Below are 13,688 nucleotides of genomic sequence, written 5' to 3' on the forward strand. Positions count from 1 at the left end.
TCTAGTAAGCTTTAGGCGAATTCAGGGAAGTTTAAAGTTTTTATCTGTTTTTTAGTGGTTTTTAACAGCCAAATTGCCTGATCTACTTGTGCCAGCGTCGCTTTGCTCGACCGTAAGACAACAGCAGCATTAGCTAAAGCATAGTCATAGCTCTGCATAAGTGCATCATAATGGACACTCTCGTTAATAGTTTGTTGTCCAGAATCAAAGTCTTTCTGGAGCTTCACTTTATCGCTGTCGGTTGCTACCTTTTGTTTCTGCTCGGCTGCTAACGAAGTGTTTACAGGAGAAAGTTTTATGCCCCAGCTAAATTTCACATCACTTGCTTTGACGAAACTGTTAGCTGCTATTATTTTTTCACTGGTGGTGAGAATGGTTGGCCCATATTTTTTGTCAGTCGCCCGGGCCTTCAATTGTGTGCCATCATTATTGATAAGGGCTTTTCTATCTAAATTGTTACTCAGAAGGTGGTAATACAATTCAGCTTTGTTTGTAGCCCCATTCCAAATATAGAACAAGCCGTCAACATTAAAGTTAGACTGCTTTGCAGTGTTAAAACTAATCCCAACGGGTTTTCCTGTGGCGTCATAAAGCTTAACGTTTGCAGTAGTCTTTGCAGTAACAAAACTATAGGTTAAATCAGAGTAATTGGTCGTTGGTAAGTAATTTCTCAGGTTGATACAGTTTTCATCTATGTATTCATTATGATGATTATGCAGGCGGAAAATATAGCCTTCAAAATCTTCTGCCCAAGGCGTAACGGCTAAGTCAACTTTTATTTTCTGCCCCTTTTTTAAAATATGTTTGGTTTTCATTTCGTTTAAAGTCTGAGTGGCTGTCTTTTTGAGAACGGTGGCCGTTGTAACCCCATTGTAAGTTAGAGGATAACCATCTAAACTTGCCACATTATAGGCTTTGACATAGCGATTTTTACCAATGGCATAATAGTTTTTCCCTTTAATTTTTGTGAGTGGCAGATAGAAAATATGCTCATTGTTGTCTGAGTTAAAGTATTTAGTATAATAGTATTTTGGTCTTGACTTAACTTGTTTAACTTTGCCTTGATATTTAACGATAGCTCGCTTAGGTAAAGTGTGGCCACTCTTGTTACCGGCTTTAGTATAAACAGCTGATTTTTGTAATAAAACTAATTTGCCCTTTTTACTGTTTTTACCGTTAACTTCCTTGACATCTGCGGCATTAATGTAGCAACCTTTACCAATATTATAGAATTTTTGGCCCTTAATTCTTTTAGTGCCGTAGTATTTCATAACATCTGCATTAAAGCTATAGATATACTTATAACCACTGGCATCATCTTCCGCATATGGCAGATATTTTTTCTTGTTTTTAATTTTATGACCATGTTTATTATAAAGATGGGCACCATAGATTAAAGTAATTTTACCCTTTGCGGTCTTTTTACTGCTTTTAGCAGCCACTACTGTTTGTATTTGATTGCAATTTGCTAAAAGCGGAGTTACGACCAGTGCTAAAATAGCCAGGCTAATTCCAATTCTTTTTGTCAGCTTCATAATTCACCCTCACTATCTCTACTACTTTCTGTTAAATTTATTATAACCTAATATAGGTGCAGCAATACATGTCTTACAGTAAAAGAATAACAGTCTGGCAAAGTTTAACTTAAGTTTTAAATCATTAATAAGTTTTAAGCAAAAAACCCGTATAATTAGGGTAAGAGAAAAGAGGTATCAAGATGAAGCTTCCAAATTTAATCAAGTTTGAAAAAACTGGTATAGGTATTGCAACAATGGCATTAGGTTTAGTCGTAACGGTGCAAACAAACGTAAATGTTGCTGCTGCAACAGAAACTCATGCTGTTGCCCCAATTAGTGCGACAGGTTTGCCATCTGATGCCGGTCTGTGGACTGGCACTGATGGCAGCTGCACATGGAAATACGACGTTATTAGTAGAACTCTACGGATTAGTGGCGCGCAAAAGAGCAGTCAATTATCCAGCACACCATTTTTAAAGCAGTTTAAATGGTCTGGTAATATTGAGCATATTGTGTTTGAAACACCGATTCAAATGGCTTCGAATTCGGCAGAAAAGTTTGCCGGTCTTGAGTATTTGGAGGATATTACAGGTCTCGACAAAGTTGATACTAGTCAAGTGACAAATATGGCTTTGCTTTTTACTAATGACAAAGCACTAACTAAAGCTGATGTTAGTCACTTTGATACCAGCCAAGTGACTAGCATGGAACGAATGTTTGACAACACAGCCTTAACAGAAGTAGATTTGAGCAGTTTTAATACCAGCAAAGTCACTAATATGAGTGGTATGTTTAGAAACAGTCCGATGCGACGTCTTAATCTGAGTAGTTTTGCTACCAGCCGAGTGACCAATATGGCAGAGATGTTTGCGGATAGCGCTGTGGCAGAACTTAATCTGGCTAATTTTGATACTAGTAATGTCACTAACATGGCTGGTATGTTTGCTGGAATAAAAGTTCCTGAACTAAATCTTAAGCACTTTGATACCAGAAAAGTTAATAATATGTCCGATATGTTTTCCAGTACCCAAAATTTGTCAAGTCTTGATCTGAGTAATTTTGCTACCAGTCAAGTGACTAATATGGCGGAAATGTTTTCGGGCAGTAAAGTTATTCACTTAAACTTGGCTAATTGGGACACCAAAAAAGTCACCAGTATGAAAAATATGTTTCAAGGGTGTTCTAACTTAACTAAACTTGACTTAAGTGGCTTTAATACTGGTAATGTTACAGATATGTCGGGGATGTTTGCAAAATTCGCTCACTTGGATCAGCTAAATTTCAGTCACTTTGATACGAGTAAAGTTAAAGATATGAGAGAAATGTTCGCATGCAATCCGGCTGTTACTAGTTTAGATTTAAGTAGTTTTGATACCAGCAACGTTACTAATATGATCTCGCTGTTTTCTGGAGACAGTTCTTTGGTTAAACTCAATTTAACGGGTTGGAACACCAAGAACGTACGCTGGATGAATTCAATGTTCAGTGGCGACAGCAGTCTAAAAGACATTGACTTGAGGCACTTTAATACTGCCCAAGTTACTGATATGCTGAGGATGTTTAAGGGTGCAAAAAGTCTTGAGCAGCTTGACCTGCATACTTGGGATACACGCCAGGTTACCAGGGTCAGCCAAATGTTTATGGACTGTGATAATCTTGTTTTTGTTGATTTGCGTGGCTGGCGGTTACCAAAAATGTACGATTCAACGGAAATGTTTACTAATGATCAAGAGCTCGCTGGAGTTGATTTAAGCCATTTTAATATTCATAATAGTCAGATTTTGAAAAATGCTGGTAATCCTAAAGGTTTTGTTGTCAAGCTTGGGCATTACCGCTTACGTAAGAGTTCGGGAGTAGGCAAAGGCTTTAAACATATCCAAGCTGTTGGCAAAGGCACAATTGTCAAACCTCGGGGCAAGAAGTATACTGAAAAGCAATTGCTAAAACTGTATAACCATTCGGCTAAAAAGAGTCCTAAAGAAACTTATGTTATGTATAATGGCAAAAAGCCGCAGCTGCCTAAAGGGTTCAAGCTTAAATAGATAAGAAAAAAAGGCTAGTTCGTTTTTAATTACGAATTAGTCTTTTTGTTTATGTTAAAAAATTAATCACCCGGCGGAGTAGACATAGTTGTCAACTGCTCTTTAGCGGTTTTAACATACCAGACAGCTTCATCTACCTGTGTGACAGTTGCCTTATCAGACCTTAACATAGCAGAAGCGTTTCTTAAGGCACAATCATAGTTAGACATAAGATCATGATAAGCGCTATTTTGTGCTAGATCTTTTCCTTCATTAAAAAGTGTGAGCAGTTCCTGTTTGTCAGCTCCTGTCGCAATCTTTTGCCCATTTTCAGCCTGCTCAATTGTATTCAGTGCTTTTAACTTTAACCCGCTGACGTATTTCACATCGTTCACCTTAATAAAGTTATTGCCATAGATTAGTGCTTGCTTTTTTGCAGGGTAAGTTGGCTCTGAATTTGGCACCGGGTTTGGTTGGTTGGCATCAATCACACTGGCGTCACTGTAATTTAAACAATGATAAAACAGTTCCGCCTTATTTTCCTCAGGTACCCAGAGGTACATTAAGCCATCAACTGTCAGATTACTGTATTGCGGCTTTATAATACGTTTGCCAATTGTCTTGCCAGCTGTGTCATAAAGTTCAACGCTGTTGTTTGTCACTGGCGTAACGTAAGTATAAACTAAGTCGCGATAATCAATGATAGGCAGATTCCTTTTCAGCTTAACATTGTCCTCATCAACATATTCATCCGGGTAATCATGTAATCTGTATATATAGCCCTCGAAGCCATCACTTTCATAAGGAATAACAGTTAAATCAAGTTTAATCTTTTGTCCCTTTTTGAGTTTCCGCTTTGCGGCAGAAAAATTTATTGTTGTAGTATAGGTTTTTTTAGTGACTGTGGCATTTACAGTGCCGTTGTAACGAGCAATGTGACCATTAATGTAACCGACATTGGCTGCCTTGATGTAGCGATTATGCCCTAAAGAATAATAATATTTCCCTTTGATTTTGTGAGTAGGTATGTATCGGGGTTTGAAGTATCTGTCTATATCTTTAAGATAGTAAAAATATTTGGGTGTTTTAGTAGCAGTCTTAGCTTTTCCTTGGTACTTAACTACTGTATTAGTTCTTAGTTTCTTTCCCGTTGGTTTGCCAGTCTTGGTGTAAATCAGTGCATCGTGTTTGATAGTCAATTTACCTTGTGTGATATTGCGCCCATTGACTTTTAAAACATTAGCACTATTAATGTAATAGTTATGCCCTAAGTGGTAAAATTTTTGTCCGTTAATTTTTTTAGTGCCGTAGTAGGGATAGCTGGTTCTACTGTCATCATCATAAACTATCATTTCTGTAGTCAAATAGCCCTTGGGATCAGAGCTAAAGCCGTTAGGAATGTTATAGCTATGTGTACCCCGATTTTGCTTCAATTTTATTTTATGGCCTGACGGGTTGTAAACATAATCGCTCTCAAGCAGAGTGACTTTTCCTTTGGTTTTCTGAGCTGCTTCTACTGTTTGGGGGTTAGCGGTATATGGCAAAAATAGAGTGGTGGATAGAGCCAGGGCTGTTAAGCCAATGCCAACTTTCTTGAAAAATTTCATTTTATGACCTCACAAAAAATCGCTTAAGTTAATATCATTGTAACCTAAAATGCTGCTTAAAATTGTTTTATTATATAAATTGTTAGAACTTTTGTCTGGTTTACAATATTTTGGCAAGGGTAAACTAATTTTCAAATTAAGCAATAAAAATAGAGCTAATCCACCATAAAAGTGGACTAACTCTATTTTTTAATTTAACTCCATTCGGCAAAGTTTAAAGTACTTAATTGAATTTTGGTTGTGTCAAGTAGCCAAATTGCCTGTTTTACTTGTGCAATTGTTGCTTTTGGAGATTGTAAAACAGAAGAAGCAATCATCAAAGCATTATTATAATTACTTACTGCACTTTGTTGCTCACACTTAACATTCTTGTTATTCTTATTTTCCTCAAATTTTCTTTGCAATTCTTGCTTATCCTTATCTGTTGCTACTTTCTGCTCGCTTTCAGCGTCTTTGGCAGTATTGAGAGGGGTAAGTTTAATTCCACCGGCAAAAGTAACATCACTAGCTTTGACAAAACTGTTAGTATAGCGAATCTTATCTTCTGTCGATTCAATTAGTTTATTGTTTTTGTCAAGCTCTGGTTTTTTAAGATCAGTGCCGTCGTTATTAACGAAATAGCTTCTGTCTGTTCTGTAGGTTAAAAAGTGGTAAAACAATTCTGCTTTCTTTTCACTAGGTACCCATAAGTAATAAAGACCATCAACGGTCAAGGGGCTTTGATTACGATTCCTGTAACTGATGCCTGTTGTAGTGCCGTCAGAATTATAGAATTTAGTATTTGTCGTCGTATTAGGCTTTACATAGGTGAATGTAAGCTCATCGTAACTTGATGTTGGCAAATAGTTTCTTAATTTAATGTAACCTTGACCAACATATTCGTTAGGATAATCGTGCAGGCGATAAATATAGCCTTCAAAGTCTTCTGCCCAAGGTTGAACCGCTAAATCAACTTTAATTTTTTGACCCTTTTTGAGAACGTGCTTAGTAGAATCATTGGTTAAAGTTTGAGTTGTCGTCTTTTTAAGAACAGTAGCATAGGTAACGCCATTGTACATAAGGGGATACCCATCTATACTATCAACGTTATTTGCTCTAATATAACGATTTTTCCCTATGGCATAACAGTCTTTACCATTAACAGTTGCTGTCGGCAAGTAATAAAAAGTTGCCTTTTGCTCAGAAACGTTAAATTTTGCAAAATAATATTTTTGATTAGATTGGGTTTGCTTAACCTGGCCCTGATAGTTAACGACTGATTTAACTGGTAGAGTCTTGCCTTTTAGTTTACCTGTTTTAGTATAGATCGCAGATCTGTGATTCAAAACCAGCTTACCAGTCTTAGAGCTTTTACCATTAACGTTATTAACATCACCGTCATTAATATATTCTCCTTGACCAATTTTATAGTATTTTTGCCCATTAATCATTATTGTGCCGTAATAATCTAAGGAGTCGACATCAAAAGAAGAAACATAGCAGAAACCATTAACGTCTGGTTCAATTACAGAATAATTCCCGTTTTTTCTTGCTTTAAGTCTTTGACCATATTGATTATATACGGGTGCGTCATTGACTAAAGTAATTCTGTTTTTAGCTAGTTTTTGTGCTTTTGGCGCAGCTTGCACTGTTTGAATATGATTTAGACTTGGCAGCAGCGGACTAATTGTCAACACTGTTGCGGCTAAGCCAATACCAACTTTCTTGAAAAATTTCATATCTTCACCTCATAATATACAAATTCTTTACTTATATCATTGTACCGCAAATTATTAACCAGCTGCTTATTCTTTAAGTAAACAAAAGAAAACTATGAATACTGATAAGCTGTTACTTAACACCAATAAATGAAATAGAGACACCGAAAAAAAGATAGAGTTTTATAATAATTTGTGTAAGCGATAACAAAAAGGGAGGATATTTTTATGTCAATAGTAAATAATAATTTTACGGAAGTTGTAAACGGCCGTCATTCAGTCCGGAGGTTCGACTCAACTGTCAAAATTAGTCGTGATGAAATTAAGGAAATGCTTGATGAAACAATCAAGGCGCCGTCTGCTTGCAACTTGCAATCATGGAAATTTGTAGTGGTGGATACAGATGAGGGCAGAAAGAAGTTACACCAATATTTCATGCCTTTTAATTTTCCCCAGATAGACGATTCTGCTGCTATAGTTTTATTCTTCGGTAATACTTTGGCTTATAAAAAATATAGTCAATTATGGCATAAAATGTATGAGCAAAAGAAAGTAACAAAGGATGCAATGGATGCTGCACTTAACACTTTCATGCCACTTTATCAAAATGCACCAGATTCAATGCTCATTGCAGACGCAACTGTAGATACTAGTTTAGCTGCTATGCAATTTATGTTAGTTGCTAAAGCACACGGATATGATACCAATGCCATGGCTGGCTATGATGCTAAAAAAGCTGCTGAGATTATGGGTCTTGATTCTAAACAATACATTCCTATTATGGCCATTGCTGTTGGTAAACATGATCCTAAAGCTGATCCAGAAATAACAACTACTAGATACCCATTATCTGATTTACTCGATTTTGCCTAAGAGGATAAATTTCATGGAAAAATTTAAAGATAAAGTTGCTTTTATAACAGGGGCTGCTCATGGTTTTGGGATGAAATTTGCTGAAGAAGCATCTGCAAGAGGGATGAAATTAGCCTTACTTGACCAAGATAAAAAAGCTCTAACCACTGTTTGTGAGCGGCTGATTCAAAATGGTAGTAGTGTAAAGAAAATCGTTGCAGACGTTACTGAAGAACAGGAAGTTTATGACTCTGTAGACAAGGTAATGACAGAATATGGCCAAATTGATCTTCTGATAAATGATGCTGGAATTGCTACTGGTGGTCCAATCTGGGAAGTGCCAATAAGAGATTGGGAATGGATTTTACACGCAGATTTGCTAAGTCAAGTTTATATGATTAAAAAGGTATTACCTATTATGATGAAGCAAGAAAATGGTGGCGATGTACTTAATGTTGCTTCCGTAGCAGGTCTGATGTCTACAGCTGGTTCACCAATGTACATTTCTACCAAATTTGCTGTAGTTGGCATGACCGAAACAGTAGCGTACGATTTACAAGCATATAAGCAAGACAAAATTCATATGCATATTTTTGCTCCTGCTTTTGTTCATACTAATCTTGATCATACTGAGGACTATAGACCAAAGAAATATACGGATACTTCAGATCCATATTATCAGAGTGATACTTTTAAGGAAGTTCTAGCACGAAATGCTCAAGAAATTGATACTGGAATGCCACTTGATGACATAGGTAAGATAGTATTTAAAGCCTTGGAAAACAATAAATTTTATATTCTCACGCACCCTGGATTAAATCCACTAATCACAGGTAGGGCAGAAGATGCTGTTAATGGTAAAGCGCCTGATCTTAAAAAAGCTATGAGTTTCATGAAAAATGCACATTAAAAAGGGGCGGACAAATTGATTACTTCAGACTAATTTTTACTTTGAAGTAAAGATCAATAACTAAGGTCCGCCTTTTTTATTTAAAATTTTTCATAAAATCTGTAACTAGTTTGCTGGTCTTTTTACGATAATATAACCCATATTGAGCTTTTTCCTTAATATTTAATGGTCTTACAACAAAAGGTTTGACATAGTTTTGCATTCCCTGAGCAATAATAATAATTTCATGCCGCAAACGGGCTGTTGCGAAAAATGATGAATTATAAATGCCAAAACTTTTTAATTTGATCCTAGGGTATTTTTTCTCTATGGTATCTTTAATTTTGTCACTTATTAAAGAGACGCCTTCTTTTTCAATATCTACAGCCATTCCATTTAAGTCAGAAAGGTTAATTATTTTTTTCTTAGCTAAAATTTTGTCAGGCGGTATAGCGACATAAATTGGTTCGAGTTTAAGGGTAATGAAATCGAAAGACTGATCTAAGTATTTGGTTACTTCATAATATTCTATAATATCAATTTTATTATTAATATCTGATACTTCTTTGATTTCTTGAAACTGTATATTAATATGATCAGCTATTTCGGGATGCTCTTCCAAAAACTTGTTAATGATTACAGGATTCTGTTGGTATATTGTTCCTACTGTTAAAGTCTTTGAATAGTCTTGCATCACTTCTATTATTTCGGTTTCTTCATTTAAAATTTGTTTAGCCATTGGTTTTAATGCTTTACCTGCTTCAGTTAGACTAACACCATGAGTGGTTCTATTAAATAGTTTAACGTTTAATGCTGATTCTAATTTGTTAATTCTTTGAATTACAGCAGAACGGCTAATATATAAATTTCTGCCTGTTTCGGAAAAATCTTGTGTGTAACAAACATTTAGAAAAAGTTTTAATTGTCTTGTATCCATTTATATTACCATTTAGTATTTATATATTTTTCTTTTATTTTACCGTACGTGAATACAATAAAAAAGCTTATTTTTAGCTGATATTTTAGACATTAAATATGAATTTGGTTAATGCTATTGCTAGTAAAATTTCAGTGTTGTTTTTGTGTGGCAATAATTAAATAAGCAAAGGCGGTTTTTAAAGATAGCTATTATTCATAATCAATTTAAAAATGCTTGTATAATTAGGTTAGTAAGTGTCTGAAAGTAAATAAAAAGAAGATGTCATGATGAAGCAAGAATCATTATTTACGAATAATGGGCAAAATGAACCATTGGCTAACCGTGTACGTCCCCAAAACCTAGATCAGTTTGTAGGGCAAGAACAGCTGCTGGGACCGGGGAAAATATTGCGGGAAATCATTGATAATGACCAAGTTTCCTCAATGATTTTTTGGGGACCACCGGGAGTCGGCAAAACAACTTTGGCGGAAATAATTGCCCGGCAGAGTCAGGCGAGTTTTTTCAACTTTAGTGCGGTTGACAGCAGTATTACTAAAATCCGCAAGATTATGAAGCAGGCTGAAGCTGAACATGAAGTAGGGCAAAAAACACTGGTATTTGTAGATGAAATCCATCGTTTTAATAAAGCACAACAAGATGCTTTTTTACCCTATGTTGAACGCGGCAGTATCACGTTAATTGGTGCCACGACCGAAAATCCTTCCTTTGAAGTTAACTCGGCGCTGCTTTCACGCTGCAAGGTTTTTGTCTTAAAACCGCTTGAAGTCAAAGATATTATCAAGCTATTGCAAAATGCTTTGCACAACCCTAATGGTTTTGGCAAGTTAACCGTTAAAATCAGTTCGCAGGAGATTAAAGCCATTGCTAAATTTGCCAACGGTGATGCCCGAACTGCTTTAAACACGCTGGAAATGGCAGTTTTAAACGGCAACAAAAATGGTAATACGATCGCTGTGACTATGGACAATTTGGGACAACTAATCACGCAAAAGTCAGTCTTGTATGACAAAGACGGAGAAGAACACTACAATATTATCTCCGCTTTGCATAAATCAATGCGTAACAGCGATGTAGATGCAGCGATTTATTGGCTGTCGCGGATGCTTGAAGGTGGAGAAGATCCACTTTATATTGCACGCAGACTAGTGCGCTTTGCCAGTGAGGATATTGGCTTGGCAGATACTAATGCACTGAATGTGGCGGTCAACGTCTTTCAGGCTTGTCAATTTATAGGGATGCCGGAATGTGATGTGCATTTGACGGAAGCAGTGATCTATCTGTCACTTGCGCCAAAGTCAAATGCAGTTTATAAAGCTAGATTAGCCGCTGAAGAAGATGTTAAGAAGACGATAGATGAACCAGTGCCTTTGCAAATTCGCAACGCCCCGACTAAGTTGATGAAAGATTTGGGCTATGGTAAAGGTTACCAGCTGGCGCATTATGCTAAAGACAAGTTAACAACAATGAAAACTATGCCACCGAGTTTAGAGGGACACGAATATTATTTGCCGACCTCGCAAGGCCATGAAGACCGCTTTAAAAAGAGGCTGGAACAGATTAAAGAATGGCATAAAGAACACGATAATTAGCCTGAAACTTTTTCTAAAGTCTGGTTTCATTAGTTTAATTGCCAAAAGAATATGAAATGACGCTAAAATTGATTAGTTAGATTATAATGTGACACCGCTATTCGAGCATCAACTAAAAGCAGGCAAACCACAATTTGAATGGTTTGTCTGTTTGCTATGAATTCGAATTTGTCCTGATTTTGGGATTAACATTAGATGAGCAAGTCACGGCTTTTAAATTTACATAAGTTACAAAAGGTTACTTTAGTTTGATAAAGTTATTAGTTTCACAAATAAGTAGTATTATCAATGTGAAAAGAATAACTAATAGGAGGAAATAAAATGAATATTGCGCAAGCAATCAAAGTAACCTTTTCGAACGTTGCGATTGTCAGTTCAATAACGTCAACAATTTTCATTATTCTATTGGGCTTTTACCTGCGTAAACGCGGTATTTTTACTGAAAAGTTTGGTAAAATATTGTCCAAAATAGTTTTGACAGTTGCGTTACCAGCATTGGCTTTTAACTCATTCATGCAACCGATTAGCAATGAAACTTTATCACAAGGGATGAATGTTTTAATCTGGGGAATTGTAATTTATATCATTTTGATATTCTTGACTCCACTTTCATATGTTAAATATCCTAAAGATAAAAGAGATGTTTTAGCAGTATTAACCACATTTGGTTCAACTACTTTCTTTGGTATTCCAATTGTAGGGGCTGTTTTCGGTCCTAAAGGTATCATGTACAGCTCTATCTTTAACATTGGTTACCGTATCTTTTTATATTCGTATGCGTATATCAAGATGTCTGGACTCAAGATGAAGGCCAGCAACTTAAAGAAGATGTTTGTCAACCCGGTCGTGATCGCTACATTCTTGGGTTTGATTTTATGGTTATGCCAAAATTACGTGCCTCAAGTAGCTGTTAAACAAGCAGTTAACGGTGTAATTAATGCCAATGCACCAATAGTTCACGTTGCGTTTTACCGGATTGACCAAACCGCAATTTGGCTGTATAAACCAATGCAATATTTAGCAAATCTGGCTTCGCCTCTTGCCTGGTTATCAATCGGTTCTACTTTAGGTTCAACTTCATTCAAAGAAGCTGCTGCCAACAAGACTTCATGGTACTACAGTTTTAACAAGGTTATATTAGTGCCAATCTTGAACTTACTGCTCCTAGTTATTTTATCTGTAACTAATATTTTACCTGTTAGCTACATTGCATTAGGAACAATTATCATCATGATGGCTACACCAACTGCAGCTGTTGCATCATCTTATGCAATCAGTTTTGACCGTGAGCCGGTGTTATCTTCTGATGCATCATTTATTTCAACTATTATGGCAGTTATTGCCATGCCAATATGGATCGCTTTTCTGGGCGTTCTCAGTCAAATTGGTATATTTCATTAATTAGGAGGGAATTTTTAAATGTTTAAAATAGTAGCCTATGGCGTTCGCGAAAATGAAGTTGATTATTTTAAAAAATTAAATAAATATAATTATGAATTGCAGCTGGAATCCGACATGTTAACCCATGATAATGTTGAAACAGCTAAGGGAGCAGATGCAGTTTTACTCAGAGCCAACTGTGTAGGTGATGCAACCAACCTGGCCAAATTCAACGAGTGGGGCATTAAATATGTTTTCACGAGAACAGTGGGATATAACCATATTGATCTTAAGGCCGCTAAGAAATACGATATGAAAGTTGCCCGCGTTCCTGCTTATTCACCATACGCAGTGGCTGAATTAGCTATGACTTTAGGGATGATGCTCTTTAGACATACCGCCTTAGCTACCACCTTGACTAATAAGGGAAACTTTTCAGTTTCGACTGCCACTTTTTCAGGTGAAGTTCATTCCAGTACAGTAGGTATTATAGGTACGGGTAGAATTGGTGCTACGGAAGCACAACTGTATCATGGCATGGGGACCAATGTTTTGGGCTACGATCCTTATCCAAGTGATTTTGCTAAACAATACGTAAAGTTTGTAAGTCAAGACGAATTACTAGCTCAATCCGACATTGTTTCAATTCATGTACCTTATTTCCCAGGGCAAAATGATAATTTGATAGATGAAGCTTTTCTAGGTAAAATGAAGAACAATGCGGTTCTGGTCAATACTGCTAGATCGCAACTGGCTGATTACCCTGCTGTGATTAAGGCAATTAAAGATGGCCAAATTGCCGGCTTTGCCAGCGATGTTCTGCCTGATGAAGCAGAAGTTTTAGGCCATAATTATAATGGCAATATCACTAATGATTTAACCAGACAATTAACAGAATTGTATCCTAAGGTTTTATTAACACCTCATATTGGTTCATATACCAGTCCTGCTTTAACAGACATGATCAACGTCAGTTATGAGAACTTCCACCAGGTATTAGAGACTGGTCATACTGATAATGATGTGAAACTTGACTAAAATTTATCTAAATAAAAAGCAAGCTACGACATGAAGTTAACCCCCGGAATTGGACAAAGATTCCAATTCGGGGGTTTTCTTATGTCTAAATATTTACTAAAAACAAAATTAAAAGCAGTAGATTTGTATCAAAGAGGATTTAGTACAAAAGAAATTCA

General features: G+C 36.3%; 10 protein-coding genes. 6 read left to right on the forward strand and 4 right to left on the reverse strand.

Features of this window, described 5'->3' with window-relative positions; genetic code table 11:
- Window positions 1-11 precede the first annotated feature (11 nt).
- Complete coding sequence (locus F5ESL0260_RS00825) at window positions 12-1,535, reverse strand: SLAP domain-containing protein (RefSeq protein WP_122025512.1); 1,524 nt, start codon at window positions 1,533-1,535, stop codon at window positions 12-14.
- Window positions 1,536-1,717: 182 nt separating this feature from the next.
- Between F5ESL0260_RS00825 and F5ESL0260_RS00830 the strand changes: the two genes are divergently transcribed.
- Window positions 1,718-3,559, forward strand: coding sequence for a BspA family leucine-rich repeat surface protein (locus tag F5ESL0260_RS00830; RefSeq protein ID WP_122025513.1), 1,842 nt, complete (start codon window positions 1,718-1,720; stop codon window positions 3,557-3,559).
- Window positions 3,560-3,621: 62 nt separating this feature from the next.
- Here the strand turns inward: F5ESL0260_RS00830 and F5ESL0260_RS00835 are convergent, their stop codons facing one another.
- Together F5ESL0260_RS00835 and F5ESL0260_RS00840 are read right to left on the reverse strand one after the other, a co-directional pair.
- Window positions 3,622-5,145 (reverse strand): SLAP domain-containing protein, encoded by a 1,524-nt coding sequence (locus F5ESL0260_RS00835; protein ID WP_122025514.1) that lies wholly within the window; start codon window positions 5,143-5,145, stop codon window positions 3,622-3,624.
- 194 nt (window positions 5,146-5,339) lie between these two features.
- Window positions 5,340-6,863: an SLAP domain-containing protein gene (locus F5ESL0260_RS00840; RefSeq protein WP_122025515.1), complete on the reverse strand. Its 1,524-nt coding sequence runs from the start codon at window positions 6,861-6,863 to the stop codon at window positions 5,340-5,342.
- A 207-nt stretch (window positions 6,864-7,070) separates the two neighbouring features.
- On the opposite strand from F5ESL0260_RS00840, the gene F5ESL0260_RS00845 reads away from it, so the two are divergent.
- Complete coding sequence (locus F5ESL0260_RS00845; RefSeq protein WP_122025516.1) at window positions 7,071-7,715, forward strand: nitroreductase family protein; 645 nt, start codon at window positions 7,071-7,073, stop codon at window positions 7,713-7,715.
- Between the two features lie 13 nt (window positions 7,716-7,728).
- Window positions 7,729-8,604 carry an SDR family NAD(P)-dependent oxidoreductase gene (locus tag F5ESL0260_RS00850; protein ID WP_122025517.1) on the forward strand — a complete coding sequence of 292 codons (876 nt, stop codon included), beginning with the start codon at window positions 7,729-7,731 and terminating at the stop codon, window positions 8,602-8,604.
- A gap of 76 nt (window positions 8,605-8,680) precedes the next feature.
- Here the strand turns inward: F5ESL0260_RS00850 and F5ESL0260_RS00855 are convergent, their stop codons facing one another.
- Window positions 8,681-9,520 (reverse strand): LysR family transcriptional regulator, encoded by an 840-nt coding sequence (locus F5ESL0260_RS00855; RefSeq protein ID WP_122025518.1) that lies wholly within the window; start codon window positions 9,518-9,520, stop codon window positions 8,681-8,683.
- A gap of 269 nt (window positions 9,521-9,789) precedes the next feature.
- On the opposite strand from F5ESL0260_RS00855, the gene F5ESL0260_RS00860 reads away from it, so the two are divergent.
- The 3 genes from F5ESL0260_RS00860 to F5ESL0260_RS00870 all read left to right on the forward strand — a co-directional run bounded on the left by F5ESL0260_RS00860 (window position 9,790) and on the right by F5ESL0260_RS00870 (window position 13,530).
- Complete coding sequence (locus F5ESL0260_RS00860) at window positions 9,790-11,112, forward strand: replication-associated recombination protein A (protein ID WP_122025519.1); 1,323 nt, start codon at window positions 9,790-9,792, stop codon at window positions 11,110-11,112.
- A gap of 321 nt (window positions 11,113-11,433) precedes the next feature.
- Window positions 11,434-12,513 carry an AEC family transporter gene (locus tag F5ESL0260_RS00865; protein ID WP_122025520.1) on the forward strand — a complete coding sequence of 360 codons (1,080 nt, stop codon included), beginning with the start codon at window positions 11,434-11,436 and terminating at the stop codon, window positions 12,511-12,513.
- An 18-nt stretch (window positions 12,514-12,531) separates the two neighbouring features.
- Entirely contained in the window at window positions 12,532-13,530 is a 999-nt protein-coding gene (locus F5ESL0260_RS00870) for an NAD(P)-dependent oxidoreductase (RefSeq protein WP_046324142.1), read from the forward strand.
- The last annotated feature ends 158 nt before the right edge of the window (window positions 13,531-13,688 follow it).

The organism is Lactobacillus sp. ESL0260 (assembly GCF_003692935.1).
Taxonomy (GTDB): domain Bacteria; phylum Bacillota; class Bacilli; order Lactobacillales; family Lactobacillaceae; genus Lactobacillus; species Lactobacillus melliventris.

Bases quoted from the DNA above. Each gene is read 5' to 3' on its own strand.
- F5ESL0260_RS00845 (WP_122025516.1), top strand. From the start codon at position 7,071: ATGTCAATAGTAAATAATAATTTTACGGAAGTTGTAAACGGCCGTCAT.
- F5ESL0260_RS00835 (WP_122025514.1), bottom strand. From the start codon at position 5,145: ATGAAATTTTTCAAGAAAGTTGGCATTGGCTTAACAGCCCTGGCTCTA.
- F5ESL0260_RS00850 (WP_122025517.1), top strand. From the start codon at position 7,729: ATGGAAAAATTTAAAGATAAAGTTGCTTTTATAACAGGGGCTGCTCAT.
- F5ESL0260_RS00865 (WP_122025520.1), top strand. From the start codon at position 11,434: ATGAATATTGCGCAAGCAATCAAAGTAACCTTTTCGAACGTTGCGATT.
- F5ESL0260_RS00855 (WP_122025518.1), bottom strand. From the start codon at position 9,520: ATGGATACAAGACAATTAAAACTTTTTCTAAATGTTTGTTACACACAA.
- F5ESL0260_RS00825 (WP_122025512.1), bottom strand. From the start codon at position 1,535: ATGAAGCTGACAAAAAGAATTGGAATTAGCCTGGCTATTTTAGCACTG.
- F5ESL0260_RS00840 (WP_122025515.1), bottom strand. From the start codon at position 6,863: ATGAAATTTTTCAAGAAAGTTGGTATTGGCTTAGCCGCAACAGTGTTG.
- F5ESL0260_RS00830 (WP_122025513.1), top strand. From the start codon at position 1,718: ATGAAGCTTCCAAATTTAATCAAGTTTGAAAAAACTGGTATAGGTATT.
- F5ESL0260_RS00870 (WP_046324142.1), top strand. From the start codon at position 12,532: ATGTTTAAAATAGTAGCCTATGGCGTTCGCGAAAATGAAGTTGATTAT.
- F5ESL0260_RS00860 (WP_122025519.1), top strand. From the start codon at position 9,790: ATGAAGCAAGAATCATTATTTACGAATAATGGGCAAAATGAACCATTG.